This window comes from Synechococcus sp. GFB01 (assembly GCF_001039265.1).
GTDB lineage: Bacteria > Cyanobacteriota > Cyanobacteriia > PCC-6307 > Cyanobiaceae > NIES-981.
This window is the reverse complement of record NZ_LFEK01000007.1, coordinates 17479-44019: the sequence shown is the minus strand read 5'-3', so window position 1 is coordinate 44019 and position 26541 is coordinate 17479. Positions and strand designations below refer to the sequence as shown.

Genomic DNA, 26541 nt, shown 5'->3' with positions numbered 1-26541 from the left:
CGCGCAGCCAGCCGACTGCCCATTCCGTGTCCAGGCCCCCCTTCCTGATCCGATCAGCGGCCCTGGGCTGCATCCTGGCCCTGTCGNCGTCCCTGCATCCCGCACTCAGCACGGCGGTGAGAGCTCAGGAGGATGCCCAGCGGGCCATGGAGGCGAGCAGCAGCCCCCTCAACCTCGGAGCGGTGCGCAATCTGCTGGCCCGGGGCGATGCCGCTGCCGCCAGCGGCGACCTCACCGCGGCGCGTCGTTACTACGACCAGGCCCGCGACTACTGCCGCAGATTGCTGGGCTTCTACCGGGATCTGAGCGGCTCCTTCCGGGGCCTCGATGCCCGCATCCCGCGCGAGATGGACCAGAAGGGCCGTGAGGCCCTCGAACTCCTCTCCGAGACCAACCTGCGCCTGGCGGCCGTCTTCCGGCGGCAGAACCAGCCGGAGGTGGCGGTTCCCCTGCTGGTGGAGGTGGTCAAGGTCATGACCCCCGCCAGCGAGCTCGGCCGCAAGGCCTACCAGAACCTGGTGGAGATCGGCTTCGCCTCCACTCCCTACACGGCCGGGGCTCCCGGCAGCTGAGCCGGGGACCCCGGGACCACCTCCCGGCTTCTAGATTCCGCCCACCAGCCCGTGCCCTGCCGATGGTGCACCCCGATGCCGTGAGAGCGGCGATCAGCCGCGCTCTTCCCGACGCCACCGTGGAGGTTGAGGACCTCACCGGGGGAGGCGATCACCTTCAGGTCAAGGTGGTCTCGTCGGCCTTCGACGGCCTCAGTCGCATCCGTCAGCACCAGCTGGTCTATGGCGCCCTGCGCCAGGAACTGGCCAGCGAGGCGATTCACGCCCTGGCCCTGCAAACCTCCACTCCTGTCTGATCCATGGATGCCAGCACCCGCGAGCGCATCGAGGCGCTGATCTCCAGCAGCCCGATCTTCGTGTTCATGAAGGGCAGCAAGCTGATGCCCCAGTGCGGCTTCTCCAACAACGTGGTGCAGATTCTGCACGCCCTGGGAGTGCCGTTCGAAACCTTCGACGTGCTCTCGGACATGGAGATCCGTCAGGCCATCAAGGACTTCTCCGAGTGGCCCACGATTCCCCAGGTGTATGTCAAGGGGGAGTTCATCGGTGGGTCCGACATCCTGATCGAGATGTATAACTCCGGTGAGCTGCGCGAGAAGCTGGAAGTGGCGCTGGCCAGCTGACCTCGGTCGGTTGGCTGACCTCAGTTGCGGCCGGTCTCGTAGAGACGGCTGGGGTCTCCGCCGGGGCCGAGGAAGCTGGAGGGATCGAGGATCCAGCGGTCCACCAGCTCCTCCAGGCGGCGCTGGCTGATCGGATCCAGCACGGCGGTGCGGCGCAGCGCGTGCAGATAGCCATCGGCGTAGAGCCTCAGTTCGGCAGGGCCGTGATAGCGGTCAGCCAGTTGCTGACAGGCATCGCAGAGCGACTGGAAGTGGCGGATCGCTTCAGGGTTCTGGAGCGCAGTCATGTCCGGACTCACCATGAGCCCATTCTGACCGCCGAGGCGAGCCGACGCGACCCTTTCAGCCAGACCCCTGCGGCATCCCGACCGTTGCAAAGGCAGCAGCGGATACGCGCCATCCGGAGCGTGCCTCTTAGTTTGGGCCTGTCCTGGGTCCGTGCCCATGGTCCATGCCACCTCAGCTCAGTCCGGTCATCCGCCCAAGCGGGTGCTGGTGGTGGACCCCCATGCCACCCTGCGGACGGTGCTGGCCCAGCGGCTGCGGCAGGACGGCCACCTGGCGGCGGCTGTGGCCACGGCCCGCGAGGCCCTGGAGGTGTGCCAGGAGCAGGGACCCGATCTGCTGATCAGCGCCGAGCTGCTGGATGAGAGCAGTGCCCTCCGCCTCGGTGCCCAGCTGCGTTGCCCGGTGATGGTTCTCACCGCCCGCACCGGTTCCGAACCGGTGGTGAGCCTCCTCGATGCCGGTGCCGACGACGTGCTGCGCAAGCCCTTCGGGCTGGAGGAGCTGGCTGCTCGGGCCCGCACCCTGCTGCGGCGGACCGGCAGCGGTCTGCAGGAGCGGGTATGCGTGGGGCCTCTCGAGGTGCACCTGCTGCTGCGTCAGGTGACCCTGCGCGATCAGCCGGTGGAACTCAGCCCCCGCGAATTCGCCCTGCTCTGTGCGCTGCTGATGCCCCCTGGTGTGGTGCGCAGCCGCCAGGAGCTGTTGCGGATGGCCTGGCCCCCGTTCAGCGGCGGGCCCCGCTCGGTGGACACCCAGGTGCTCACCCTGCGCCGCAAGCTCGAACAGGCGGGTCTGGGCGAGGGTGGCGGCATCGAGACGATGCGTCAGCAGGGCTATCGCTTCAGCCTCGACAACCTCCCGGAAGGGGAGGAAGGCTCTGCCAGCCTCGCCGGTCGGCCGGCTCTCAACGCCCTGTCACGACCCTGATCGGGGCGCTGCCGGCTCAGAGCTGAAGCAGGCCCCAGGCCAGCTCACCCGCCAGCAGGGTGGCGCAAAGGCCCGCCAGGAGCTGGTACGTCCAGGGCGGGCTGATCCGGCCGATGGCGGTGGTGGCCAGCCCCGTGTTGCGGGACAAGCGGCTCAGAAACGCCTCGAAGGCGGCAATGCGCTGGGGCAGCAGATAGGCCCGGTCGCCGCTGCGTAGGTAGAACACGCGGCCTCCCTGGCTGGTGACCACCGGCGTGATCGCCTCGATCGCGCTCCAGTCGAGCTGCCATCCGCGCCGCAGCAGCCAGGCGCACCAGGCTGGATGGCCGACGCGGAGGCCGCGCTCATCGACCAGCACCTGCTCACTGGTGGCGGCCAGCACCAGCAGCAGACCGAGGATCAGTGCCAGCCAGAGCGACAGCTCTAGCGCCGGTGGTGCCCGCCACGGCAGCGGCGCCGCCAGAGCCAGGTAGAGGCCGATCAGGGTGAAGCGGATCAGCGGCGCCATCGGGTGGCGCTGAAACTCGGAACTGGCGGCCGGCTCAACCACCCCGGCCGTCTGGGGCGTCATCGGTCTTCGGGGGAGCCGGGCAGGGGTTCGACCAGCAGAGAGGGTTGGTAGCGGCCGCCGAACACCTCCGGCTCCCTCCCCTTCCAGAACTCGCCCAGCCGCATCAGATCGGCGTGGGCCTCCTGCAGCTTCTGGAGATACTCCTGCGGGTCCATCGCCTCCTTCGTCTCCTTGAGCTTGGTGAGCCGTAGCAGCTGCAGCATCCAGGGCTTGCCAAGCTCGCCACGCTGCTCGAGGTAGTGGGCCAGCGCGGCGGCGCTGAGCTGGTCGTCGGCCCCGCCACGGGGGCGATCGGAATCGGACGCTGCGGCCATGGCACTCGGCAAGCGGACTGCGGCTTCACCCTATGGAGAGGCCCCTGGCCACTGCGAGTCGCGCGCTGGCTCAGGCCGGCAATGACCATGGGTTGAGCCCCAGGTCTGCGCCGATGCGGTGGGCGCAGGCGAAGCCGCTGAAGGCCACCGCGTTGAGCCCCTGGCCGGGGAAGCAGGAATCACCCACGCAGTAGAGGCCACGCACGCCTGTGCGGTTGAAGGGCATCGGCAGCAGGCCGGGCAGGCGCAGCCTCGGGATCGGTCCGTAGCTGCCGCCCATGCGGCCGAGGAAGCGGCGGTGGCTGCGGGGGGTGCCCACCTCGCGGTGGCGGATCGCGCTCCTGAGGCCCGGCAGGATCGCCTCGAGGCGGGCGATCAGCCGATCGGCATCGGCCTCTTTCTTGGCGCGGTAGGCGGCCGGCGACAGCCCTTGCCATGCCTCGATGCTGCTGGGGGTGAAGCTGTGCAGGATGTGGTGTCCGGCCGGCGCCAGGCTGGGATCGAGCAGGGTCGGCATCGACACGAACACCACCCCCTGCTCGGCCACCATCTCCTGCCAGCGCTCCAGCAGCAGATGGTGGCAGTGGAAACCGCCGGGCACCACGTCGGCGTCGATGCCAGGTGCAGCGACAGGAAGGAGGCTGACGGGCGGTAGCGGCGCCGCCAGGTGGCTTCGGCCTTCGGGGTGTGGGCGGCATCCACCAGCGGATGGGCCACCGCCCCCTCGCTGCCGGGGGGGCCTGCGAACGTGTCCCAGCGGGTGGCGTTGCTCACCACCCGGCGGGCGTGGATCGTCTCACCGCTGGCCAGCTTCACGCCCACGGCGCGGGCCGAGGGACCCTGCCCCTCGAGCACCACGTCGNTGACGCGGGCCTTGTAGCGAATCGCACCGCCGTGCGCCTCGAGGCCTGCCACCAGCTGCTCGGCGATCACCCCCACGCCTCCTTTGGGGTAGTTGATGCCTCCGGCATGGCGATCGGAGAACACCATGCCGGCGTTGATCATCGGCGTGCGATCGGCCGGCATCACGCTCCAGCAGAAGCACTCCATGTCGATGAACTTCAGCAGCTGTTCATCGCGGATGTGTCTGCGCGCCACGTCGCCCACGTTCACCGGCAGCCAGCGGGCCAGACCCAGACAGGCCAGAGGCGCCCGGGCAAACACCTTGGCCAGGTAGGCCGGATCCTCGAGCGAGAGCAGCGGCATCGCATCGAGGCAGCGGAACACCTGCCAGCAGGTGTCGTAGAAGGCGCGGATGCCCGCGGCCTCATGCGGGAACAGCGCAGTCAGGTCGNCGATGAAACGCTCGTAGTCGCGGTTCACCGCCACGGTGAGGCCGCCGGGCAGGTGGTACTCCAGCTGGGCCGGATCGGGGATGGTGGCGCAGCGCTGACCCACATCCGCCAGGGCGCGGGTGAGCAGGTTGGTGTGGCCCCTCTCGCCGAACCCGAAGATCATCGAGGCCCCCACGTCGAACGTGTAGCCCTTCCGGCGGAAGCTGCCGCCGCTGCCGCCGGGGATCAGATAGCGCTCCAGCACCAGCACCTTCGCCCCCTTGGCGGCCAGCTGGGTGGCGGTGACCAGCCCGCCGATGCCGGCGCCGATCACGATCACATCCCAGCTCTGCGTTGGGGCTTGGCTGCTGGCGCTCAAGGGTCCAGGGCGATTGGCGCTGACCCTAGGAAGCTGCGCCGACCAGCCTGGTGGCGGCAATCGACTCCGGCATCGTCGCGTCCAGATCCGACAGGGCCCGGTCGCGGTAGGCGCCGTAGCGGTCCCTCTTGCCTCGGATCCGTTGCGGCAGCTCAGGAAGAAGACCGAAGTTGGGTGGCATCGGCTGGAAGCCGCCGTGTCCGCCGGTGCCGCCGCAGGGGGCCTCGGCGATGAAATGGGTGAGTGCGCCGATCATGGTGGTGCGCGGCAGCGTGATCGGCTCCAGGTCCTGTGCCAGGCGCGCCGCGTTGGTGCCGGCCAGCCAGCCGCCAGCCACGGCCGCGGCGTAGCCCTCGGTGCCGGTGATCTGCCCGGCCGCCAGCAGGGTGGGCCGGCGCCGGAACTGCAGGGTGGGATCGAGCAGCTGCGGCGATTCCAGGAAGGTGTTGCGGTGCATCACCCCGAAGCGCACGAACTCGGCGTTCTCCAGCCCCGGGATCATCCGCAGCACCCGCTTCTGCTCGCCCCACTTCAGGTTGGTCTGGAAGCCCACCAGGTTCCAGAGGCGGCCGTCCCTGTCTTCCTGACGCAGCTGCACCACGGCGTAGGCGCGGTTGGCGCGGCGCACCTCGCGGTCGTTCACGTCGCCCCAGCGCGGGTCCCAGAGGCCGATGGGCTTGAGCGGGCCGTAGCGCATGGTGTCCTCACCGCGTCGGGCCAGCTCCTCGATCGGCAGGCAGCCCTCGAAGAAGGTGGCGCTCTCCTTCTCGAAGTCCTTGAGTTCGGCCTGTCCGGCCTGCAGAAGCTCCTGCCGAAAGGCCAGGTACTGATCCCGGCCCATCGGGCAGTTGATGTAGTCGGCGTCGCCCNTGTCGTAGCGGGACGCCCGGAACGCCACCGAGAGATCGATGCTTTCGCCCTCCACGATCGGGCTGGCGGCATCGAAGAAGTGGCAGTCGGCGCGGCCGGTGAAGGAGCGCAGCTTCTCGGCGAGGGGCTCGCTGGTGAGCGGGCCGGTGGCCAGCACGGTGATCTGCTCGGGAGCAGGCAGCTCGGTTTGCTCTCGCCGCTCCACCGTGATCAGCGGATGCTGCTCGAGGGTGGCGGTGAGGGCGGCGCTGTAGCGGCCGCGGTCCACCGCCAGGGCCCCACCGGCAGGCACGGCATGCTGATCGGCGGTGCGGATTACCAGGGAGCCCAGGCGTCGCAGTTCCTCCTGCAGCAGCCCGGCGGCCCTGTCGCTGCTGAGTGCTCCGAAGCTGTTGCTGCACACCAGCTCGGCGAACTCAGCACTGTGATGGGCCGGGGAGCGTCGCACCGGACGCATCTCCACCAGCGTCACGGGGATGCCCGCCTGGGCGATCTGCCAGGCCGCTTCGGTGCCGGCCAGGCCGGCACCGATCACCAGGACCATCAGGCGGCCCGGCCGCGCTTGATGAACATCTGCAGCTGACCCACGGCTGCCCGACCGATGTGGAACACGGCCCAGGCGGCGGCCAGAAGGATCGGAGCGGCAACCAGCACCAGCCGTGCGTCCATGGGAGGGCAAGAAAGGATTGACCGAATCTTACGGACTGCCGACCTGGGCAGCGCCCACCTGCAGGGATTGGCAATCAACCCGGATGGAAGCCCGGATCAAGGCTGCGGCCGGCATGAGCCATCGCCAGCTGGCGGTAGCGGCGGGCGTGGCGGCGCTGCTCGGTGATCGCCGCCCTGTCGAGCTGGCGCTTCACCGCCGCCGGTGCTCCCATCACCAGCGCTCCGGCAGGCACATCCCTGGTCACCACGNCTCCGGCCGCGACCAGCGCCCCGGACCCCACGGTCACCCCGTTGAGCACCACGGCGCCGATCCCGATCAGGCAGCCGTCTTCGAGGGTGGCTCCGTGCACCACCGCTTTGTGGCCGATGGTCACATCGGCTCCGATCCTCACCGGCTGCCCGGGGTCGCCATGGAGTACGGCGCCATCTTGCACATTGCTGCCCTCGCCGATCACGATCGGACACACATCACCGCGCGCCACGGCCGTGGGCCAGAGACTGGCGCCGGCTTCGAGCCGCACATCCCCGATCACCACAGCCGATTCGGCCACCCAGGCATCCGGATGCACCCAGGGCTCGGGCCAGGGGAAGGGATGCATCGCAGCCATGCCGCTGCTGCCATTCTGATGCCCAGCCTGCCGGGGGGCCCCTTGGAGGGGGCACCCGTCGGGTGATACCTTCCCAGGGTGCCCAACGGGCGCGGGTCGCTAGCTCAGCGGTAGAGCACTCGGCTTTTAACCGATTGGTCCTGAGTTCGAATCTCAGGCGACCCATTCTTGTCAGAGACTGGAATCCTGGGCAGATCCCAGGCCCAGCAAGGAGTCTCATTTGTCTTCTCATCACTGAGAATAGGGACAGATGAGGACCATCTGGGCCCGTCGTGGACCGTTTCTTGAAACTTTTTTGAAACTGTTTCAAGAGGCCGGGTGAGACTGGAGCCGGCGATGGGTCCCGGCGATGCGTGCCGTCCAAGGCTTTCACAAGGCACAGGCGCGGCTGCGCATGGAAGGCTGCTGCTACCGGATCCGGGCGGTCTCCCGCAGTCCCTTCGTCTACGTCTATGAGCTCGATCCCCCGCACCGGCAGCAGGTCGCACGGGGCTGCAGGATTCAGGACGACCAGGCCTGCGAGCGCCTGACCGATGTGCTTCTGGATGCGAGCAAGGATCGAAGTGACGGTGGTCCCGGCTTGGATTGGAGCTGCCTCGGCCAGGACCTCGACCAGCCGCAGGCCGCGCCATCGAATCCATCCCTGACCTGGGGTGAGATCCGGCAGGTCATCCAGGCTGACATTGCTCCGGGTGGACCCAAAGCCCGTGACCGCAACCCATTTGTCTGCTTTCGCGATAGGGGATTCTTCGGGGTGATGTACCCCGACTCCGAGCCGGCTCTGCCGGAGCACCTCGAGCTCTTCAGCCTCTACACCCCTGCTTCCATCCAGGCCCACCGGGCAGACCCCGAGGTTCCGCTGGTGCCGCGGGAATACAACTCCAAGGTGTTCTACCAGGTGATTCAGATGGTGAATTACCTCGCCAAGAAGGGCATCAGCATCGCCACGCCTGAACTGCAGGAGCGCCTGATCGGGCTCAAGACCACGGCCGGCAAGGCCAAGGCAGCCAAGCCGCGCTTCATCCCCAGGACAGACGACATCGAGTCTTGGCTGGATCAGCTGGTGGTGCTCGACCCCTTCCGGGGCTGGGTGATGGCAATGGTGGCCACCTACGGCCTGCGGAACCATGAGATCTGGCATCTCGATGCCCTGCCGGGGGAGATCGAGGCCAACCCGCGCCTGATCAGCGTCGGCTCCTTCATCTCTTCAGGTGATGGCAGCGAGACCAAGACCGGCCACCGCTTCGCGCTGGCCCTCCCGGACGTCTGGCTGGAGCGTTACCGACTCAACGACCTCCACCATGCAAGGGCAATGCTCGACGAGCTGCGGCGGCGCTATCCGATCCGCACCACCGAGCGCTCCGATGGATGCATCCAGTTCCACAACAACGAAAGCCTGAGCCGGGTGCTCAGCCATTGGTTCCGCAACAGCGCCCGGGAGGACCGCGAGCTGCCGGTGAAGCTCTATGGCTGGCATCAGCCACGCCAGATCCCTGGCAGGTCCAAGCCGCGGGCGATCCGCGACTGCTGCAAGGTCTATGACCTGCGCCATGCCTGGGCGCTGCGGGCCAAGGAGACCACCACCTGGTCCACCACCCTCAAGGCGATGGCGATGGGCCACAGCGAAGCCGTCCATACCCGCCGCTATCTGGTCGAGGAGCAGGCATTGCATCGGCTGGAGGGCATGAACCGCTTGCTGGCGCTCGATGAAGGCCGCGAGCATGTGGCTCCACCGCGCCGTCGCCCTGTCCGCCGCGCTGCGTCTTCCCCTGCGCAGCCGTCTCCTCCGGCCGCGTCCACCCCTGCGCTGCCCGCTGGCATCACCCCGGAGCTGATCGAGATGGCTCGCAAGCTCAAAGCCGCAGGCNTGGGTTGAGCGCCGTCTTGCCCTGCTGCCGAGCGCTCAGATGCGGCCCAGGNCCAGCTGACAGCGCTGGATGTGCCAGAGCAGATCTGAGCAGCGGCGGCCGGGATTCTTGCGCGCCCAGTGGCGCTCCGGCTTGAGGATCCCCTGTGCCTTGAGCCGGAAGAGCGTCTTGCGGCTGATGCCGAGCTGGATGCTGGCCTGAGCGGTCGGGATCCAGAGCGGCTCGGGCGTGGGCCCACTGCTCAAGCCCCGCCGGTGCCCCACTGTGCCGGGCGTGCCGGTGCTCCCTGCTTGAGGGGAGGCGGTTGTCATGGTCGTTGCTGCTCCTGCTCCTGGTTGCCTGAGTTGCTGCTGCTGCTGATCGGTGCAGGCGACGGCAGCAGGGTCAGCACCAGCAACAGGGTGCTGAGCTGAACCAGCAGCACCAGCAGAAGCAGGCGCTGCAGGTGGCGCAGGCTGGTGAGGCTGACCAAGGTGGTCGGGCGACGGGTGCGGCAGAAGGCCGGCAGCTCGGGGCGGCGCCCGATGCCGCCGATGCNGCCGTGGGGAGGTAGAGGAGCCATCAGAACGGCACCTCCTCGTCGCTGATCGGGGTGCCGGCCCAGCTCTGCAGTTCCGACGAGGCTGCTGGTGCTGCTGCGGGCGGAGGAGCCATGACTGTCTGGGCTGCGCTTCGACCATCAAGGCCCTGGCCCCTGGCGCTGTCGGCCCTGCTGCCGAGCAGGGCCAGGCGATCGACCTTGACCACCGGCTTGCTGCGCCGCTCGCCGGTATTGCGGTCGGTCCACTGCTCGCTGGTCATCCGGCCCACCACACCGAGCAGCGAGCCCTTGCGCACGTAGTCGGCCGCCACCTGGGCCTGCTTGCCCCAGATCTCGAGGTTGAACCAGTCCGGCTCCTCACACCGGCTGGGCCTGTTCACCGCCAGCGAGAGGTTGGTGACCACCGATCCGCTCTCCAAGAAGCGGGTTTCGGGATCACGGCCGGCGCGGCCGACCAGGGTGATCGTGTTGATGCTCATGAGTCGGTACCGAAGGTCTGGGTTGCAGCGGCCTTGCGTGCCTGCAGCAGGGAGGGGAGGCCAATGGCGGGGTTGGTGCGAAGCAGCTCATGGATGGCGCCGCTCCAGCTGAGCTCGTGCTGCTGGGCAAAGGCACGCAGCTTCAGGTAGGTGTCGGTGTGCAGAGCCACGCACTTCTTGTGGCGTCCCAGGGGCAGACGCAGCGGCCGTGGTCTGACAGAAAGGACGTGCTCCATCACCGCACCCGCCGCAGGCCGGCTGTGTTGCTCCAGCGCCGCTGCAGTGGCGCCGAGCTCACCCCGTTGAGTGGCACCAGCCGGCAGTGCTCACGGCAGCTCGTGCAGGACTCCACCCGGTAGAGCACCTCCCCGTCACACCAGATCTGGTGGCGGCCAAAGCCCTCGTCGGCCGCAGCGTTCTGCAGAGGCAGGCCATCGCTTGTGCTCATGGCTTGCCCTCCCCGCTGCTGGTCTGCAGCTGCTGAAGGCGGCGCTCGATCAGGGACCAGAGGCGCTCGGCCCCCTCATCGCTGAGCTGGCCTTCGGCCAGCAGTCGGTTGACGCGCTGGCGGGCGTTCTCGAGGGCGGCGGCGGTGGCGAGCTTCGGAATCTCCTGCTGGGCTGTGCTGAGCAGTTCGGCGCTGGCGGGTTCTGATGCGCCAGGGGCTGTCTCAGCTGGTGGGCCCGTGGGCAGCTCGACCTGGTGCGTGCCCTCGCCTGCGTCGGGAGCAGCTGGCACGTCCGGGTCGGCCGGATGTGGGGACGCCTCCGTCGNCTGGCCCTCGTCTGGCGGCTGCAGCTCATCGGTGTCGGTTTGAGCGGCGGGATGTGCCTGGTTCTGTGCTGCGGCCGTACGCCTTGAACTGCGGCGCGGGGCCGGTGCCGCCGTGGCTGTCGCGGCCTGGGTTGTGCCGGTGTTGTCCGGATCCCCGGCCGCGGCGACGGGTTGCCGTGCAGGCTGCCTGGCATGCAGTGGTGCCGGCACGGCCGGACCACCCCTGCTTGGGCCTGGGGTCGCGGCAGCCTCGACCGGCTCGACCACGACGGCCTGCACGTCGGCGGCCTCGTCCTGGGTCATCAGCCCGAGGCTGATCTCCGGGCAGTAGACCTTCACCCAGAAGGCCGCAGCCCTGTAGCGCAGCATCTGGCCGGTCATCGACTGCCACTTGCTGGTCTCCTTGCCGCTGCGGTCAGGGCGGCTCCACCAGCCCTCCCGCTTGGCCATGGCGATGCTGATCGTCTCGCCCTCCAGCACCTCGCCAGTGGCCTTGTCGCTGGCCACCGCGTAGCAGCTGCTGGGGTTGTCCTTGTCGTCGAACACAAAGCGCAGCGGTGTGAACCTGCCGCTGGCATTGACGGTGGCGATCAGAAACGAGCTCGACCAGCTCGGCCTGCCGTGGATCGGCGTCATGTTCTGCATCACCACCAGCGGCGAGAGGCCCATGCGGGCAGCGATCTCCAGGGCGATCAGCGAATTGGAGAGCCCCTGCTGGCCGCGGTATTCGGTGGGGACCATGGAGCTGGTGCAGAGGGCCTGGGCCATGCGCTGGGCGGCCTCGAAAGCGGCGATGCCGGAGAAGACGCCGCTGCTGATGTCGACCGGTGGCGCCGGTGCTGACGGCGGCGCGGTCGTGGTGCGGGCCAGGGCGCTGGAGCCGGAGCTGGAGCTGGGAGGTGGACTGGTCACGTCGGGTGCGGTGTCGGTTGGCGGGTGAGGACGGGCGGCAGGGGCCTCAGAACAGGGCAATGGATTCCGGATTAATCAGCTCGCTCTCGGGAGCGCGAGAGGATGCAGGCAAATGGCGGAACGGCTGGCGGCCGTGGCTGGGCCACTCGCCGCTCGCCTGGCATTCGGCGATGCGCCGGAACGCCTCCTCCCGCCGCTCCAGGCCGATCTCGATGTCCGTCTGGTCCAGGACCAGCAGGGCGCAGTCGTGGGGCTCCTCCCACTCAAAGACGATCAGGCCGCACTCGCTCGGCATGGCGCCGGTGCGATCGGCATGGCCCAGCGCCAGGTGGGCGAGCTGCAGGTCGTAGGCCAGGTCCTTGGCCTGCCAGTAGAAGCGGCGGGGCACGGCTGAACGGGTCTTCTTGAGGTCGAAGAGGCGGCCATCGCGGGTGATCAGATCGGGCAGACAGCGGCAGGGCCGTCCAGCGGCGTCATCCCAGAAGTGGGGCTGCTGGGACTGCTGCTCATCCATGGTGGCCAGCACCTCACCGATCAGCGGATCGCGCCGCAGGGCATCGGCGACCGCCTGGGCCTGATCGAGCATCTCCTGGCTCACCGGCGTCAGGCCGGCGGCCCTGGCTTCGGCGCAGTTGGCGGCGCCGGCCNTGGTGTTGCGGGCGATGGTGCTGTACACCGCAAAGCGTTCGCCAACAGAGAATGGCGGGGTGAGCAGGGCATCGACCAGATCGCCCTTGACCATCTCGGGGCTGGGTTCAAACGGTCTGGCGTCAGGACCAAAGCGATGCCACCAGGCCCGCTTGGTGCCGGTGACAGCCGCCTTGAGCGTGGTGGGCGACCAGGCGGGATGGGCGTGGTAGTCGCTGAGGTTCATCGGATCCACAGGCACTCCGGCCGGACCATGCCCAGCACCAGCCAGTAGGCCTCCAGGGCAGAACTGCAGCAGCCCGATTCCAGGCTCGCGCCCTGCTCATGCAGCAGCGTGGCGCTGTAGAGACCCTCGCTGGAGCGCGAGAAGCTCACCGCCAACCCCACGTCCTGCAAGCTGACGGGTTGGCAGGAAATCTGCCGGCTCCACTGCGCCTGCCAGCGGCCGAGTGCAGAGTTGAGAGCGGCCTGGCAGCGAAACAGATCGTTCAGTGCCGCGACGCCTGTGTGGTCGTCATCGCGGGGGGTGGCCATACCTGAGGTGTGGGTGATCAGGGTCAGCCTTCCCATTCCGCTGGCCCGAGATCACCACAAGGTAATCCTCTCGCGAGTCCGCAACTCCTCTCCATGCAGGACCTGCATCATTTCCGTCGCCGCCGGCTGCTGGGCTGGCCTGCTGCCGTCAGGCTTGCCTCCCAGCTCTCCAGCAACTCCTGCAGCACCGGCAGGGTCCCGGGATCGATGGCGTCGTCCTGAAGCAGAGCCCCCTCGATCTCGAGCTGCTGCGCGGTGCTGAGCTCCTTGCCGCAGCTCAGCAGCTGCACCAGCGCCGTGACCGGCCGCAGGCCATGGCGCTCCACCAGCGCCAGGAAGTGCGTCTTGAGCGGCCCCAGCTGCAATGGCTCCTGCTCATCGCCGCTTTGGGGCCAGAGCTCGGCGGGGCCCTCCAGGTTGCCGATGTAGCAGGCGAACCAGTCCTCCGGGCCCCAGGGGGTTCCATCGGGACGGCAGATCGGCTGGCCGCTGGCCACCCGCTCCTTGAGCAGGGCGTCGCTGATGCGGCCGCGGTTCTTGCTGGCCAGGGCCTGGTTAAGGGCCGCCAGCTGCAGAAAGGTGCTGGGCTGGGCCTGCTTGATCTGAGCGTTCTCGAGGTTGGCCCACTGGCCGCTGGAGACCCGCAGACCGGGCGGAATGATCTCCGGGCAGGCACGGGCCNAGTCCTGGGGGNTGGTGATCACCCAGCCGTTGGCCTTGCGCCAGTTGCGCAGGAAGCGGCCGAAGGTCTCGCGCGCCTGGCCGAGCTGGCGATGCAGATCCGGCATGGGCGTTGCGAGAGATGAAGGCAAGATCTCTGATTCGCGAGAGCCGCATTCTTGCACCGATCCGGCGGCGTCACCATGCCTGGAGGCGCACGCCTGGCGTCATGGCGCAGCAGATTCGGCGCCGGCCTGCTGGCGCGATCAAGGGGTGAGCCGCAGGATGGCTCGCGCTTCCGGCAGTGAGCGCGCCACCCCNGCCAGGCCGCCCAGCTGCTGCACCACCGCCAGAAACCGTTCCTGCTCAGCCGTGGCCCGGCCCCTTTGGGTCTTGAGCTCGATGGCGCAGAACACCGCCAGGTGCTGGCCGAGGTGCTCGGGCCCGATGGTGAGCTGCCGCAGGCCGATCAGGTCGCTGCTGCCGGTGCACAGCCCGTAGGTCACCAACCGGCCCCGTGGATCGCGCAGCGCACCGACGTTGTTGCGCCACAGCCGCACCGGCCCGCTGCCCAGCTCCAGTCGGATGCGCTGCTGCAGTTCCTGCTCGCTCATGCGATGCGGCTCCAGTGGCCCTTGGTCTGCCGGGCGGCCAGCACGTGCCGTGCCCAGCCATGAGGGTTCTTCATGCCGCGGCGCTGGCCGACGGCGATCAGCTCCTCCAGGCTTCTGGCCTCCAGCTGCTCGCGCTTGCGCTCCTGCTTGAGCTCCTGAGATCTCCGTTCCTCGGCCCGCAACTCCTGGGTGCCCAACTCCTGCAGTTCCCCGGCGACAACCTTGAGCGAGCGGCGCTCGGGCCGGAACCGGTGGCCGCACTCCGGGCAACGGCCCGCCGCTGACGCCATGGCGCAGAAGCACTGGGGGCAGGTCTTCACCGACGGGGCCTGCTGGCGCTCACGCCGGCGCACCCCCTCCAGCGACCAGTGCCGCTCCTTGAGGTGATGGCCCAGGCGGGCGATGTTGCCGACGTGATCGAGGATCACCGCCTGCTTGCCGTCCTGGGGCCGCAGGCAGCGGCCGATCATCTGCAGGTGCAGGGCTTCGCTCTGGGTGGGCCGCAGCAGGATGCAGCCCCCCACCGAGGGCACATCCACCCCCTCACCGATCAGGGAGCAGGAGGTGAGCACCTGGATCTCGCCGCTGCCCAGCTGCTCCAGCAACTGCCGGCGGGTGCNTGCATCGAGGGAGCCATCGATGCAGGCGGACCGAATCCCCNTGGCGGTTGAAGGCCTCGGNCGACGGCCTGGGCGTGGGCCACCGAGCAGCAGAAGCCAATCGCCGTTTGCCCTGACAGGTGCTGGCGGTAGTGGCTGACTGCATCGCCCAGGATGCGCATGCCGCCCAGGNCGCTGGCGGCCTGGCGCAGGTCGTAGTCGCCCATCCGCCGCCGCAGCCCCTGGGCGGAGAAGCCGATCGGCGGGGCGAACACCCGCGCCGGCGCCAGATGGTCATTGGCCGTCAGCCAGGCCGCACTCGGCCCCAGCACCAGCTCGGAATAGAACTCCCCCAGGCCGCGGCCATCGCTGCGCACCGGCGTGGCGGTGACCCCCAGCAGGTGCGCAGCCCGACAGTGCTGGATGATCCGGCTCCACTGGCCGGCGTTGCTGTGGTGGGCCTCATCGATCACCAGCAGCTGGAACAGCCCGGCCGGCAGCTGCGGTAGCCGGCGGGCCAGGGTGCCCACCGAGGCCACCTGCACCGGCGCGGCCAGGTTCATGGCCCGCCCGGCGGCGATCAGCCCGTGGCGCACGCCAAGGGCGTCGAGCGAACGCGAGGCCTGCTCCAGCAGTTCTACCCGGTGCACCAGGACGGCGATGCGGTTGCCGCGAATGGCCGCCTGCTGGGCGATGTGGGAGAAGACGACCGTTTTGCCGCCGCCGGTGGGCAGCACGAACAGCACGGCCCGGTGGCCGGCACTGAAGGCCGCGCGCAGGCGCTCAACGGCCTCCTGCTGGTAGGGGCGCAGTGCGGGAGCCACGGCTACCGTCGTTCACGGCACAGTAGCTCTCGCGAGTGCGAGAAGTACAGTCGCGCTGCGTTGCGCCCTCCCCATGAAGCGCGTTCAGCTCCAGCTTCCTGATCCCGTCGTCGCCTGGATCGACGCCCAGGCCGATGGCATCGAAAGCCGGGCCTCCTTCATCCGCCGCTCCATCGTCGGCCTGATGAAGGCCCAGCAGAGGGCCGAACAGCAGCGCCAGCACCACGCCCAGGCGACGCCAGGCCACGCCGGTGATCGCACTGCCGGTGCAGGGGAGGCCAGGGCGCTCTGATGGCCGTTGATGCCCTGGCCGCCGCCGATGGCCAGTGGCCCCGGTTGCTGATCGAGCTGGCGGGGCTCAGCCCTGAGCAGTTGCAGAACCGCCACCAGCCCTGCCCCGCCTGCGGCGGCACCGACCGCTACCGCTGGGACCGGGATGACGGCGCGGGTGGCTGGTTCTGCAACCAGTGCGGCGGCAAGGACCGCAGCGGCGGCGGCGGCAACGGCATGGACCTGCTGTTGCGCCTCACCGGCTGGGACTTTGCGACGGCCGCCCGGCGCATCGAGGCGCACCTGGGCCTGTCGGGGGCGACGCCGGGCTTCGGCCGCCGCGGCGGCGCGGGCCGGCCGGTGCGCCTCCCAGAGCAGCCGCCGCCGCAGGCGCCGCCGCCGGAGCTGGGGCGCGCCACTGCCCAGTGGTGCTACCGCAATGCCGGGGGGGAGCCGCTGTTCTGGGTGCAGCGCTATGACCTCCAGCGCGGCGGCAAGGCCCGCAAGGCGTTCGTGCAGCGCACCTGGCTCGATGGGGGCTGGCACTTCCCCTCCCGCCGCGATCCCTTCCGCTCCGACTGGCCGGCGCCGCGGCCCCTCTACCGGCTGCCTGAGCTGCAACGGCGCATCTGGTCGGAGGTGCTGATCGCCGAGGGGGAGAAGGCCGCCGATGCCGCGGCGCTGCTGTTCCCCGATCACGTGGTGGTGAGCTGGTGCGGCGGCAGCCATGCGCTGCAGAGCGTGGACTGGAGCCCCCTGGCCCAGCGGGCGGTGACGCTCTGGCCCGATGCCGATGCCCCCGGCCGGGAGGCGATGGCCAGCCTCTCGGCCCTGCTGCTGGAGCAGGGCTGCGCCGTGGCGGTGGTGATCCCTCCGGGCTGCAGCGAGGACGACTGGGATCTGGCCGATGCCCCGGGCGCTGATGGCTGGGACCTGGCCGATGCCACGTGGACACCGGCGCAGGCCCAGGCCCATCTCCAGCGGTATCGCCGCCTTTTGAGCAGGCCCGAGGCCGAGCCCAGAGCTGAGGGCTCGCCTCCCGATCCGGCTGCTGCGGCACCGCCCGCAGCCCTTGCTGGCGCACCGGCCACCCCGGGGCCACCAGCGCCGCCAGAGCCGGGCGGCATTGGAATCGCCTCAGGAGGCGAGCCGTTCGCCTGCCTGGGCTACGACAGCGATGGCTACTACTACCAGCCCCACGCCACCGGCCAGGTGGTGCGGCTGGCCTCCTCGGCCCACGGCGGCGTGAACCTCTGCCGTCTGGCGCCCCTGGCCCACTGGGAANCCCTCTACCCCTCCAAGCGGGGCGTGAACTGGACCGCGGCCGCCTCGGACCTGTTCTGCCGGCAGGCCCAGGTGGGGATGTTCGAGCCGGATCAGCTGCGTGGCCGCGGGGTGTGGTGGGACAACGGCCGCTGCGTACTGCACCTGGGGAATCGGTTGGTGATTGATGGCCGCGTCCACCCGGTCACCACACCGCTGGCCAGCCGCTTTCACTACCAGCGGGGTGCCGCCCTGGAGGGCCCCGCCGATGCCATTCCCCTCTCCGATGAAGAAGCGCTCACGGTGCTGACCATCGCCGATCGCTTCTGGTGGGATGTGCCCGCTTCCGCCTTTCTCCTGGCCGGTTGGGTGACGCTGGCGCCGATCTGCGGTGCCCTCAGCTGGCGGCCCCATGTGTGGCTGAGCGCCGCGGCCGGCTCGGGCAAGTCGCAGATCTTCGAGCGGTTCATCGCGGTGCTGCTGGGCGACATGGCGCGGGTGTTCGTCGGCAGCGTCACCGAGGCCGGCATCCGTCAGTCGCTGCGCTCCGATGCCCTGCCGGTGCTGATCGATGAGGCCGAGAGCAATGAGAAGGCCGACCAGCAGCGCATCCAGGGCATCCTGTCGCTGGCGCGGGTGGCGAGTTCCGAATCGCGCGCCGCCATCGTCAAGGGCTCGGCCTCCGGCGAGGTGTCGCGCTATGCGGTGCGCTCGATGTTCCTGCTCTCCTCCATCGCCACTGGCCTCAAGCAAGGGGCCGACCGGCGACGCTTTGCCCAGCTCACCCTGCGCAACCCGGCCGACATCCCGCAGCAGCAGCGCCAGGCCCACTGGGATGCGCTGGCGCGGGATCTCGAGGAGCTGATCACTCCCACCTTCGCCAACCGGCTGATCGCCCGAACCGTGTCTCTGATCCCGGTGATCCGCCGCTCGATCACGGTCTGCTGCCGGGTAGCGGCGCAGCACTTCGACTCCCAGGCGCTGGGGGATCAGTACGGCACCCTGCTGGCTGGTGCCTGGTCGCTGCAGTCGTCTCTGGTGCCCACGGCGGCGGAGGTGCAGGGTCTGATCGAGGGCACCGACTGGAGCAGCTACCGCCAGAGCACCGAAATCGCCGATGAGCGGCGCTGCCTCAACCGGATCCTGCAGCACCAGCTGCGGGTGGAGACCGAGGACCGGGTGCTGACCCGCAGCATCGGCGAGCTGGTGGAGCTGCTCAGCAGCGTCAATCCGCTCGAGCCGGTGAGCAGCCGCCATGCCGATGAGCTGCTCTCCCGCCATGGGCTGCGGATCGCCGACGGCATGCTTCTGGTGAGCAACACCGCAGAAGCGATCGGCCGGATCCTGGCCGACACGCCCTGGGCCAGCAGCTGGAGCACGATCCTCGGCCGCCTGCCCGGCGCCGGACCCCATGGCCATCCGGTGCGCTTCCGCGGCGCGGGCTCCAAGTCCCGGGCCTGTGCCATTCCCCTCGCCATCCTCTGAAGCGGGACGACCCAGGCCAGTGAGCGCAAGGGTTGGGACGATGGGGACGCTGCAGCAGGAGAGTGCCGCTGCGAGCTGATCGGGGCCTTGCTGCTGCCGCTGGCTCAGTGTTCGCTGTCGACTGCCGGGGTACGCCGGAACGGGGCCGCCAAGGGCATGGACCGGCTGAGAACCCATGCGCTGTAAGCGAATCGGGCGACCGGTACTGCGGGTGCGCGGCCAGCCAGATCGACCCCCCCCGATTCACTGATTCCCTCCATCCCTGCATGGGGGGCGCCATCTACCTCCCCCTCTTGGCTCGATCTCTTTCTCTCTCTGATTAAGGACGTAGTCATGTAGCAATAGGGGCAAGAAGGACTGCGCTGCAGGGGATCTGGGCCGGGACGGCTGTCGTGCCCTGAGGGTCCCGCCGTTCCTGGTGCTGATGAATGACCGCAGTGGCCGCTGCCATGGGCAGTCAGTGCAAGCCGGGTTATGGTTTCGCGAGAGCAAAACTGCTGAATGACGTGTGGCGGGCCGCGGCGGTGCTGCTGATGGACTTCTCGATCCGGTGGAGGAGCTCCGGGTTGCAGCCCCTCAGCAGGACGACGACGGCCGGCCCCAGTGGCTGCCGACGCCGCTGGATCCCTCCAGGCCGGTGGGCAAGGGCAACCCACCAAGGAGCCGGCGCAGCAAGAACCACCGTCCGCGCCCGAGCCATATGGAGGTGGAGCAGCGGATCGCCGAGGCCCAGCTGTGGATTGCGCAGCGCCTGCCGCTGGCGGTGATGAGGGAAAAAGCCGCCCAGGACTGGGGGGTCAGCAACATCAAGACCGTCAGCCGCTACCTCGCCATCGCGCGCGAGCGGATGGTGGAGGAGCTGATCACTGACCGGCGCCGCCACCAGGCCGAGCAGATCTTTGCGCTCAATGAGTGCGCGCGCCGCGCCATGGATGCCGAGCAGTTCTCGGCGGCTGTCGGTGCCTTCCGGGTGATCGCCGAGATTGGTGGCCTGCTGCGGGCGCCGATCAAGGCCCCGGATGGCCACGGAGCCGGGCTGCGGGGCTGATGGTGCGCAGCCTCTCCGCCAGCCCCATCGCCAGCCCACCTGCCGGCGGCGTCATCGCCCCGGTGCAGACCGCCGGCCGTGACGGCGGCCTGCTGCTCTCACCTCTGCACGGTGACCCCTGGCGCGACTGCGGCGTGCTTGGGTTCCGCGACCCATCCCTGGCCGCTGCGGCTGCGGCACCGCTGAGCCTGCGGGAGTTCATCGCCGAGGCCTTCCCCGCCTACGGCTTCCACCGTTGGGCGCTGGTGCTGATCGCCCTGCTGCAGCAGATCGCTGATGGCGAGCTCTCGCGCCTGATCGTCACCTGCCCGCCGCGCCTCGGGAAATCGCTGCTGATCTCCAAGTTGTTCCTGGCCTACTTCGTCTACCGCCACCCGCAGCTCTTCGCGGCGGTGGCGAGCTACAGCGGTGAGCTGGCCTACGCCCACTCCCGCGAGGCACGGCATTTCTACCGCGCCACCGGCAACCCGCTCTCCAAGGACTCCGCCGCGGTGGGCAACTGGCTCACCCCCATGCGCGGCGGCTGCATCGCCGCCGGTGTGGATGGCCCCTTCAACGGCAAGGGCTACAGCCTCGGGATCATCGATGACCCCTACAAAGGGCCCCACGACGCCGGCTCGCCCCGGGTGAGGGCGCGGATCGTGGAGTGGCTCAAGTCGGTGTGGTTCCTGCGGGCTGAGCCCTCCTTCATCGATGCGGGTGAGGGGGCGCTGCAGCGCAACCTCTCGGCCCAGGTGATCGTGCTCACCCGCTGGGATGAGGAGGACATGGTGGGCTGGCTCCTCAAACAGGAGCTGGAGGAGGCACCGCAGCACTGGCACGTGCTCGACCTCCCCGCCATTGCCGAGCACCCGTCCGAGCGCCCGCAGTACCCGCCCACCGTCACCGTGGAGCCCGACTGGCGGCCGCCCGGCGAGGCGCTGTGCCCGGAGCGGTTTCCGCTGCAGGAGCTGCTCAAGATTCGCGCCCGCACCGGCAACTTCTGGTGGTCGGCTCTCTACCAGCAGCGGCCCGCTCCAGCCACCGGAGGCATCTTCCAGCGGGCCTGGCTGCGCGGCCCCTTCCCCCGCAACCAGAAGCGCCGTTTCGCGCCGTTGGTGCTCGCCTGCGATCTGACCTTCAAGGACGAGGACGACAGCTGCTACTGCGGCTTCGTGCTGATGGGCCTGCTGGCGCCCGATCCGGGCCAGGCGTCGCACCGGGAGGTGCGCCAGGCAACGCAGAAGCTGGAGATCGAGGTGCTGTGGGCGGTGCGCAAACGCCTGGGCCTGCCCGGCACCATCCACTTCCTGCTGGCCGCCAGCGCGGCGTTACAGCAGCAAGGGCTGCGGCCCAACGCAGTGCTGGTGGAGGACGCGGCCAACGGCCCTGCCGTTCTGCAGATCCTCAGGCGCAAGATCCGCGGCCTGCTGCCGGTGCCGGCCCGCGGCAGCAAGGAACTGCGCGCCCATGCCGTTGCGCCACTGCTGGAAGCCGGGCAGGTGGCGTTCCACCCCCGTGCTGAGCCGCTCAGCGAAGAACTGCCGCGCTTCCCCAAGGGCACGAAAGACCTCACCGACGCCTTCTGCCACGGGGCGCTGTGGCTGGAGGAGCGCTACTGGAAGGGCCTGGGCGTCAAGGACGCGCCCGTTCCGCTGCTGCTGTCGCGCTGATGGGTCAGCAGCTCTCTCTGTTTCACACACAGGCTCCGCAGGACGAGCCAGCCGAGGCGCCGGCACCGGAGCACTCAACGACTGGGCATCTGCCGGCGGCACCGGACACTCCATCGGGTGCCGGTCGCCGCCGGCGGTGCCGTACCCCCCATCCCCGCGCCGCGGCCCACGCCCTGGCGCTGCAGCACCTGGACCTGGCCGATGCGATCGCCGGTAACTTCGCCCGCCGCACCATCCATCCCTTCGAGGATCTGCGGCAGGTGGCGATCATCGGGCTGCTCAAGGCGGCCGAGCGGTTCAATCCCTCAGGCGGTCGGCCGTTCCGTCCCTATGCCCGCACCTACGCCAACGGCGAGATCATTCACTACCTGCGCGATTCGGGCTTTGCGATCAAGGTGCCGCCCACCTGGCGGGATCTCCATGCCAGTGGGCAGAAGCTGCTTCGGCAGGGGGTGCCGCCGGGGATGGTGCCCGAAAGGCTGGGAATCAGCGGCGAGCGCTGGATCGAGATTCAGGAGGCCTGCTCGGTGACGGTTGTGGCGTTGCAGCCTGATACCTGAGATTCAAGTCTTCAATCAAGCGGCAAGGCTGAATCAAGGCACATAATCATCGCCATCCCTAGTGCCTCTAGTTGCTAGATCTCCGCCAGGTCGCTTTCGGAATACTGACGTGAGATATGAAGAAGAGTCTTTGGCCGAACTCGCGACTTCCCAGGCCGCTGTAGGCCCAGTATCTTTTCCGCGGACACTTTGTTGGAAAATTCAATGACTGCACGTTTGGAGACAAAGATCGCAGGGTGCCCCAGTATATTCGCCAAAACATTTAACAGAATATCATCCATGAACAAAAGATCCTTGATTTGTATTTCAGAAAAAGCTCCAGAATGAACGTACAGACACCTCTTTTTGTATGCTTCTCTGAGCCTCTTCTCGTATGCACGGGTATGCCAGTAGCCTACCCAGCCAATAAAAGCCTCAACACGCTCTGGAAGGGCATCCTTCTGCTTGTCTTGCTCTTCTACCAAGAGAACCTCAATAGCAATCATATTTAAAAGAAAAGCATGCGCCACGTCACTAGAAGACTGGCTCTGGCCAACTAGAAGAGCAACTTTGCGCAGTGCCTGCTTCCAGGACGCCTCCACCTTGAGCCTTCCTTCAAGAGTCTCTATCAGATTCTTGAAAAAAACATTCCTGTTGTATGCAATCCAGCGTTCGTCCGTAATTAGATCGTGCAATTTCCCGGCTGTTCTTCCAGAGCATATTCCTCCACTAAGGTTGGTATTAATACAAAGGTGCGCAAAGCGCCTTGCGGTTGTTCCGCCAATGACTGGGTAAGAGTTGTATCGCCTCTTTTTAAATCCAAGCTGAGAGGCGGCTAGGATGAATAATTCTTCGGTGACTATTCTCCGAACTGTTGAATCGATATCGTGGGGCCTTCCAGTTTGCCTTAGCACTGCTACAACTTGATCAGGGCGATTGAGGAACTCAACCATGGAATATCGACTGCGCAAATGCGATATGGGCTCGGGTATTCCAAGGCGCTTTCTTACGCGGACAAGCTTTCTGACTGAGATAAATGTTACTCGATTAATGACGATCTCTTCTTTGACGGCATCCGTGAGGCGCAGGCCGGACACTGGGATCAAGTACACCCAGGTCCCTTTGACTTGTGCAAGCTTTAGAACCATGCCCTTGGTGGTCGCAGATCTTACAATGCTTGGGCTAGTCAACCATTTTCTTTTGCTGAGCACCTTATGGCAGTATAGAGCGTCTTTTCTTGACTGCCATAGACTCAGGCATCATATTACCGGCAGCGCTTGTTAATCTTGTCTGATCTGATACGGCGGCGTGATGCAATGGTCGCATTGCATCTCTGTCAGGATGCTGGACGACGAGCTGTTTGGAAGCTCTTGGGGGACTTCTGACAGCTGCTTCTCTACAGGGATACCGCGCCAGAGTGATCATTTGCACTTCCGCCGGCCTGTCCTTTTGTGACTGCACCTGCTTGCGACGATCGATGGCAATAGCCCGTAGTACTTACTGCTGCCCCNTTGCCCTCTCGCACCCACCAGAGGCGCAACCGCTTCCGCCAGCTCTCCCCAGCTGAGGAAGCCGCCAGGGCCGTCAAGGCGGCGGTGGACACGCCCTGGGCCCACGTGCACCCGACTCTCACGGCCATCAGCGACCGGCTGCAGCTGGTGCTGGATGCCTGGAACCTGCTGAGGGCCCCGGATGGGGCCTGCCGGCGCAAGCCCTATCTGCCGCAGGGGATCAAGGAGCCCGATCCTGTCTACGCCTCCCGCATCCAGCACGCCCAGCCCACCGGCTTCTTCCGCGATGCGCTGCGCACTTACGCGGGGATGCTCAGCTTCCTGCACTGGCGGGCGCTGCCGGCTTCGCTCAAGCGGGTGATCGGTGATGTGGATGGGATGGGCACCGACCTGGCGGTGTTCCTGTTCATCGCCGATCTGCTGGTGCTGCGTGATGGCGGCTGCCTTGTGCTGGTGCTGCCGCCTGTCACCGGCCACGAATCAGAAGGGCACCGCCTGGACGCCATCGCCCGAGGCGACCGCGCCTCCCTGCCCCGGCTGCTGCTGGTGCCCCGCGCTGATCTGCTCGACTGGCGCCTGGCCAGCGACAGCAGAGCGCTGCTTGAGTTCTGGATCCGCCGTGATGAACGGCGTCCGGTCCGCCCGCTGCAGTTCGGCGCCACGCCGGTGCTGCTGGTGGGCCCGGATGGGCAGTTGCTGGAGACACCGCGGATCGAGGACTGGCTCTACACCCGCTTCCTACTCACCACCGAGGGCTTCACCGTTCGCTCTATCACCCCTGAGCGCTCGACGGCGCACCCCAGCGGCTACCAGGCCCGGCCAGCCGGCAAACCCCAGGAGCTCCAGGGCCACAGCCGTCTGCCGGCGGTCTGGTACGCCACCGATGGTGCCCAGTTCGGTGAGGGCGACCTGCCCCATCTGGGCCTGGCGCACCAGTACCTGACGCACTTCCGGCTCAAGACCGAGTACGAGGACCTGCTCAGCCGCTGCGCCCTGCCGGTGGGGGTGCGTACCGGCGTGGTGGATCGCTACGGCACCGTGCCCAGCGAGGAGGGAGAGGCGCGCCAGCCCGAGCAGTTGGTGCTCTCCACCAACTCCTTCCTCGATCTGCCCGAGGGGGCGGACTTCAACTGGAAGGAGATCCGTGCCCGCAGCCTCGCTGAGCACCGCGCCCACCTGCTGCACCTGGAGGACACCATGCGCCGCGACGCGCTGGTGCCGACCGAGAACCGGGGGCCGGGCCGCAGTGAATCGGAGGTGAGCCTCACGGCCGGCCAGGCCTTCGCGCTGCTGCAGTCGCTGGCGGCCCGCAAGACCTCGGTGTTCTCCCTGTTGCTGGAGCACTGGTGCGCGCTGACGGGCGAGAAGCAGAATCCCGAATCCGGCGTGTCGCTCACCGTCTCGCCGCTGACGCCGCCGCCGCGGCCGCTGCCGTCGATCGCGGAGTGGCTGCAGTTGCATGAGCGCGGGATCGTCACCGACGCCGAACTGCGGCACCAGCTGGATCTGGCGGCCATGCCCGGCGTGGTAAACCCCGCTGGCGACGGCAGCAGCGACACCATCCACGTCCCTGAAGGCCAATGAGCGACTCCACTCACACCTGGCGGCCCAGCGATCTGGAGGCACTCCGGGTCGCCCTGCGCATCCCCGTCTCGCCGGCCTCGATCCGCGCGATCAACGACGAGATGGCGGCGCTGGAGCGCCACTACCCCGACGCGATTCCGGCGGCCAGGGCCCACCTGGATGCGATCGCCCTGCTCGACCACCCCCCGCAGCCGGGGGAACCCGGTGCGGTGGTGCCGCAAGAGCCATTGATCCGCAAAGTGACACGCAAGGGCGCCGCCGGGCCGGTGCCAGAGCAGCTGCCGCAGAAGAAGCTGGACGTGATCGAGTACGCCACCGAGCTGCTGCTCGAGGAGGTGTCGACTGAGTACGCGATCCCCGAGCAGGTCACGGCGCCGGCCGCGCCGGATCCGGCCCGCCAGCGGCAGCGGCATGTGGAGGAGCTGCTGCTGATCCTGCCTCGCCTGGAGCAGTGGCGGCCGCAGCAGCGCGAGCGCTTCTCGGGGCCGCTGCTCCGTGGTTGAGCCAACCCCGCTGCCCACACCGCTCCAGCCCCATGCGTCGGTGCGGCTGCTGCTGCCGCTGGTGGATCACCCGCGCGCGCAGATGCCGGTGACCATCGCCTGGCATGTGCTGGAGGCCTTCATCAAGCAGCGCAAGCTGCTCACCAGCCGCGACGGTGGCCCCGGCCAGGACAATGGCGATCTGCTCTGCACCGGCTTCATCACCCGCGGCGCCGAGCTCCCGGCCGGCAGCCCCGATCCCTGGACCTGGCTGGATGCTGATCTCGCCTGGCAGAGCCACGCCCTGCGGCCTGTCCACCAACCGGCGCCGCGCTCCGACCTCACCAACCTGAGCTCACCTGGACGCCGCGGCCGCGGGTGCTCCAGCCCCCGGTGGAGCTTGGCGTTGCCTGGCTGGGTGATCTCTCCGCCCTGCAGAGCCCCGGGGTGCTGCCTCCGCAACCCCGTGCTCAGCTGCTGGGCTGCTCGCTGCTCACCGCCGGCTTCCCGTTCGGCGAGGGCGGTATCGGCGCCTGGTGCAGCCGCAGCTGGGTGAGGCGATCGACTTCGTGCTCAAGCCCCAGCGCGTGATCGCCACCGAACCGGGCGACACCCTGCAGGGCCTGGCCGATCGCTATGGCACCACGGTGCAGACCCTGCGCAGCCTCAACCCGTTCCTGCTGCCCCTGGACACGGTGCTCACCGCTGGGGGCGACACGCTGCTGTCGCTGGCCGGCCAGTACGGCACCACGGTGGAGTGGCTGATGGCGAACAACCCCGACGTGCACCGCTGGGGCGGTCATGTGGTGATCGAGGGCGAGACGCTCAAGTCGTTGGCCGAGCTCTATCTGACGACCCCGGCGACGCTACGGAAGTACAACGCGCCCACCTACGACTTCTGGAGCCAGTCCGAGCCGCTGCCGGTGGGTGCGGAGCTCGTGGTGCCGCTGACCCGGCCCTCGACACCCCTCGATCCGGGGCAGGAGCTGCTGGTGCCCCTGTTTAGACCCTCCACCCCGCTGCCCGAAGGCTGGCTGCACCTGCCGCCCCGGCGCCGCTCCTTTGCGGACCCGGACGATCGCTCCTACCTCGATGTGGATCCGGAGCCTGAACCTGAGCCTGAGCCCGTGCCCTGAACACCGTCCTCAGCCCGCCGCAG

At 68.2% G+C, this 26541-nt stretch carries 28 protein-coding genes, 1 tRNA gene and 1 pseudogene; 14 read left to right on the top strand and 16 right to left on the bottom strand.

Annotated elements, in window-relative coordinates; translation table 11 throughout:
- Nucleotides 1-26: 26 nt before the first annotated feature.
- The 3 genes from SYNGFB01_RS01360 (at nt 27) to grxD (ending at nt 1195) form a co-directional block, all read left to right on the top strand.
- A complete protein-coding gene (locus SYNGFB01_RS01360; RefSeq protein ID WP_369795439.1) occupies nt 27-572 on the top strand; it encodes a hypothetical protein in 546 nt (181 codons plus the stop codon).
- A gap of 62 nt (nt 573-634) precedes the next feature.
- Entirely contained in the window at nt 635-868 is a 234-nt protein-coding gene (locus tag SYNGFB01_RS01355; RefSeq protein ID WP_048016604.1) for a BolA family protein, read from the top strand.
- Between the two features lie 3 nt (nt 869-871).
- Nucleotides 872-1195: a Grx4 family monothiol glutaredoxin gene (gene grxD, locus SYNGFB01_RS01350; protein WP_048016603.1), complete on the top strand. Its 324-nt coding sequence runs from the start codon at nt 872-874 to the stop codon at nt 1193-1195.
- Between the two features lie 20 nt (nt 1196-1215).
- Here grxD and SYNGFB01_RS01345 read toward each other — a convergent pair whose 3' ends face one another.
- On the bottom strand, nt 1216-1482 hold the full coding sequence (locus tag SYNGFB01_RS01345) for a DUF6761 family protein (protein WP_048016621.1): 267 nt from the start codon (nt 1480-1482) through the stop codon (nt 1216-1218).
- Nucleotides 1483-1639: 157 nt separating this feature from the next.
- Between SYNGFB01_RS01345 and SYNGFB01_RS01340 the strand changes: the two genes are divergently transcribed.
- Nucleotides 1640-2410 (top strand): response regulator transcription factor, encoded by a 771-nt coding sequence (locus SYNGFB01_RS01340; RefSeq protein ID WP_048016620.1) that lies wholly within the window; start codon nt 1640-1642, stop codon nt 2408-2410.
- Between the two features lie 16 nt (nt 2411-2426).
- Here SYNGFB01_RS01340 and SYNGFB01_RS01335 read toward each other — a convergent pair whose 3' ends face one another.
- The 6 genes and pseudogenes from SYNGFB01_RS01335 to SYNGFB01_RS01310 all read right to left on the bottom strand — a co-directional run bounded on the left by SYNGFB01_RS01335 (nt 2427) and on the right by SYNGFB01_RS01310 (nt 7086).
- Nucleotides 2427-2981, bottom strand: coding sequence for a hypothetical protein (locus tag SYNGFB01_RS01335; protein WP_235299845.1), 555 nt, complete (start codon nt 2979-2981; stop codon nt 2427-2429).
- Nucleotides 2978-3295 carry a hypothetical protein gene (locus SYNGFB01_RS01330; protein WP_048016602.1) on the bottom strand — a complete coding sequence of 106 codons (318 nt, stop codon included), beginning with the start codon at nt 3293-3295 and terminating at the stop codon, nt 2978-2980. Before SYNGFB01_RS01330 ends, SYNGFB01_RS01335 begins: the two co-directional genes overlap by 4 nt.
- A 70-nt stretch (nt 3296-3365) precedes the next feature.
- Nucleotides 3366-4948: pseudogene (crtH, locus tag SYNGFB01_RS01325) on the bottom strand (carotenoid isomerase).
- Between the two features lie 25 nt (nt 4949-4973).
- Complete coding sequence (gene trmFO, locus SYNGFB01_RS01320; RefSeq protein ID WP_048016601.1) at nt 4974-6362, bottom strand: FADH(2)-oxidizing methylenetetrahydrofolate--tRNA-(uracil(54)-C(5))-methyltransferase TrmFO; 1389 nt, start codon at nt 6360-6362, stop codon at nt 4974-4976.
- Entirely contained in the window at nt 6362-6487 is a 126-nt protein-coding gene (locus tag SYNGFB01_RS01315; protein ID WP_048016600.1) for a photosystem II protein Y, read from the bottom strand. Before SYNGFB01_RS01315 ends, trmFO begins: the two co-directional genes overlap by 1 nt.
- Nucleotides 6488-6561: 74 nt before the next feature.
- Nucleotides 6562-7086, bottom strand: a complete 525-nt coding sequence (locus SYNGFB01_RS01310) for a gamma carbonic anhydrase family protein (RefSeq protein WP_048016618.1) — start codon at nt 7084-7086, stop codon at nt 6562-6564.
- 102 nt (nt 7087-7188) lie between these two features.
- On the opposite strand from SYNGFB01_RS01310, the gene SYNGFB01_RS01305 reads away from it, so the two are divergent.
- Nucleotides 7189-7260, top strand: a tRNA-Lys gene (locus tag SYNGFB01_RS01305).
- Between the two features lie 2264 nt (nt 7261-9524).
- On the opposite strand, the gene SYNGFB01_RS01285 is transcribed toward SYNGFB01_RS01305, so the two are convergent.
- The 8 genes from SYNGFB01_RS01285 to SYNGFB01_RS15090 all read right to left on the bottom strand — a co-directional run bounded on the left by SYNGFB01_RS01285 (nt 9525) and on the right by SYNGFB01_RS15090 (nt 15548).
- Nucleotides 9525-9983 (bottom strand): single-stranded DNA-binding protein, encoded by a 459-nt coding sequence (locus tag SYNGFB01_RS01285; RefSeq protein WP_048016596.1) that lies wholly within the window; start codon nt 9981-9983, stop codon nt 9525-9527.
- The gene (locus tag SYNGFB01_RS01280; protein ID WP_048016595.1) at nt 9980-10219 is read right to left on the bottom strand and encodes a hypothetical protein; all 240 of its coding nucleotides are present in this window, start codon (nt 10217-10219) and stop codon (nt 9980-9982) included. Before SYNGFB01_RS01280 ends, SYNGFB01_RS01285 begins: the two co-directional genes overlap by 4 nt.
- Nucleotides 10219-10431 (bottom strand): hypothetical protein, encoded by a 213-nt coding sequence (locus tag SYNGFB01_RS01275; RefSeq protein WP_048016594.1) that lies wholly within the window; start codon nt 10429-10431, stop codon nt 10219-10221. The genes SYNGFB01_RS01280 and SYNGFB01_RS01275 overlap by 1 nt, the downstream gene beginning before the upstream one ends.
- Before the next feature lie 1284 nt (nt 10432-11715).
- A complete protein-coding gene (locus SYNGFB01_RS01265; RefSeq protein WP_048016593.1) occupies nt 11716-12543 on the bottom strand; it encodes a PD-(D/E)XK nuclease-like domain-containing protein in 828 nt (275 codons plus the stop codon).
- Nucleotides 12540-12851 carry a hypothetical protein gene (locus tag SYNGFB01_RS01260; RefSeq protein ID WP_152669457.1) on the bottom strand — a complete coding sequence of 104 codons (312 nt, stop codon included), beginning with the start codon at nt 12849-12851 and terminating at the stop codon, nt 12540-12542. Before SYNGFB01_RS01260 ends, SYNGFB01_RS01265 begins: the two co-directional genes overlap by 4 nt.
- Nucleotides 12852-13777: 926 nt before the next feature.
- Nucleotides 13778-14125: a VRR-NUC domain-containing protein gene (locus SYNGFB01_RS01250; RefSeq protein ID WP_048016590.1), complete on the bottom strand. Its 348-nt coding sequence runs from the start codon at nt 14123-14125 to the stop codon at nt 13778-13780.
- Nucleotides 14122-14730: a DEAD/DEAH box helicase gene (locus SYNGFB01_RS15095; protein ID WP_053068249.1), complete on the bottom strand. Its 609-nt coding sequence runs from the start codon at nt 14728-14730 to the stop codon at nt 14122-14124. Before SYNGFB01_RS15095 ends, SYNGFB01_RS01250 begins: the two co-directional genes overlap by 4 nt.
- Nucleotides 14676-15548, bottom strand: coding sequence for a DEAD/DEAH box helicase (locus SYNGFB01_RS15090; RefSeq protein ID WP_053068248.1), 873 nt, complete (start codon nt 15546-15548; stop codon nt 14676-14678). The genes SYNGFB01_RS15095 and SYNGFB01_RS15090 overlap by 55 nt, the downstream gene beginning before the upstream one ends.
- 73 nt (nt 15549-15621) lie before the next feature.
- On the opposite strand from SYNGFB01_RS15090, the gene SYNGFB01_RS01240 reads away from it, so the two are divergent.
- The 5 genes from SYNGFB01_RS01240 to SYNGFB01_RS01220 all read left to right on the top strand — a co-directional run bounded on the left by SYNGFB01_RS01240 (nt 15622) and on the right by SYNGFB01_RS01220 (nt 21826).
- Entirely contained in the window at nt 15622-15840 is a 219-nt protein-coding gene (locus tag SYNGFB01_RS01240) for a hypothetical protein (protein ID WP_048016589.1), read from the top strand.
- Nucleotides 15840-18566, top strand: coding sequence for a primase-helicase zinc-binding domain-containing protein (locus SYNGFB01_RS01235; protein WP_048016588.1), 2727 nt, complete (start codon nt 15840-15842; stop codon nt 18564-18566). The genes SYNGFB01_RS01240 and SYNGFB01_RS01235 overlap by 1 nt, the downstream gene beginning before the upstream one ends.
- A gap of 508 nt (nt 18567-19074) precedes the next feature.
- Nucleotides 19075-19614 (top strand): hypothetical protein, encoded by a 540-nt coding sequence (locus SYNGFB01_RS01230; protein WP_048016587.1) that lies wholly within the window; start codon nt 19075-19077, stop codon nt 19612-19614.
- On the top strand, nt 19614-21266 hold the full coding sequence (locus SYNGFB01_RS01225; RefSeq protein ID WP_152669456.1) for a terminase: 1653 nt from the start codon (nt 19614-19616) through the stop codon (nt 21264-21266). Before SYNGFB01_RS01230 ends, SYNGFB01_RS01225 begins: the two co-directional genes overlap by 1 nt.
- On the top strand, nt 21266-21826 hold the full coding sequence (locus SYNGFB01_RS01220) for a sigma-70 family RNA polymerase sigma factor (RefSeq protein ID WP_053068247.1): 561 nt from the start codon (nt 21266-21268) through the stop codon (nt 21824-21826). The genes SYNGFB01_RS01225 and SYNGFB01_RS01220 overlap by 1 nt, the downstream gene beginning before the upstream one ends.
- Nucleotides 21827-21900: 74 nt before the next feature.
- On the opposite strand, the gene SYNGFB01_RS13940 is transcribed toward SYNGFB01_RS01220, so the two are convergent.
- Nucleotides 21901-22902 (bottom strand): hypothetical protein, encoded by a 1002-nt coding sequence (locus SYNGFB01_RS13940; protein ID WP_152669455.1) that lies wholly within the window; start codon nt 22900-22902, stop codon nt 21901-21903.
- Nucleotides 22903-23316: 414 nt separating this feature from the next.
- On the opposite strand from SYNGFB01_RS13940, the gene SYNGFB01_RS01215 reads away from it, so the two are divergent.
- Genes SYNGFB01_RS01215 through SYNGFB01_RS01200 form a run of 4 tightly spaced genes read left to right on the top strand, consistent with a single transcriptional unit; the run spans nt 23317 to nt 26518 of the window.
- Nucleotides 23317-24900, top strand: a complete 1584-nt coding sequence (locus SYNGFB01_RS01215) for a DUF4055 domain-containing protein (RefSeq protein WP_072061508.1) — start codon at nt 23317-23319, stop codon at nt 24898-24900.
- Nucleotides 24897-25403 (top strand): hypothetical protein, encoded by a 507-nt coding sequence (locus SYNGFB01_RS01210; protein ID WP_048016586.1) that lies wholly within the window; start codon nt 24897-24899, stop codon nt 25401-25403. The genes SYNGFB01_RS01215 and SYNGFB01_RS01210 overlap by 4 nt, the downstream gene beginning before the upstream one ends.
- Entirely contained in the window at nt 25396-25938 is a 543-nt protein-coding gene (locus SYNGFB01_RS01205) for a hypothetical protein (RefSeq protein ID WP_048016585.1), read from the top strand. The genes SYNGFB01_RS01210 and SYNGFB01_RS01205 overlap by 8 nt, the downstream gene beginning before the upstream one ends.
- The gene (locus SYNGFB01_RS01200; RefSeq protein ID WP_048016584.1) at nt 25919-26518 is read left to right on the top strand and encodes a LysM peptidoglycan-binding domain-containing protein; all 600 of its coding nucleotides are present in this window, start codon (nt 25919-25921) and stop codon (nt 26516-26518) included. The genes SYNGFB01_RS01205 and SYNGFB01_RS01200 overlap by 20 nt, the downstream gene beginning before the upstream one ends.
- Nucleotides 26519-26541: the final 23 nt, after the last annotated feature.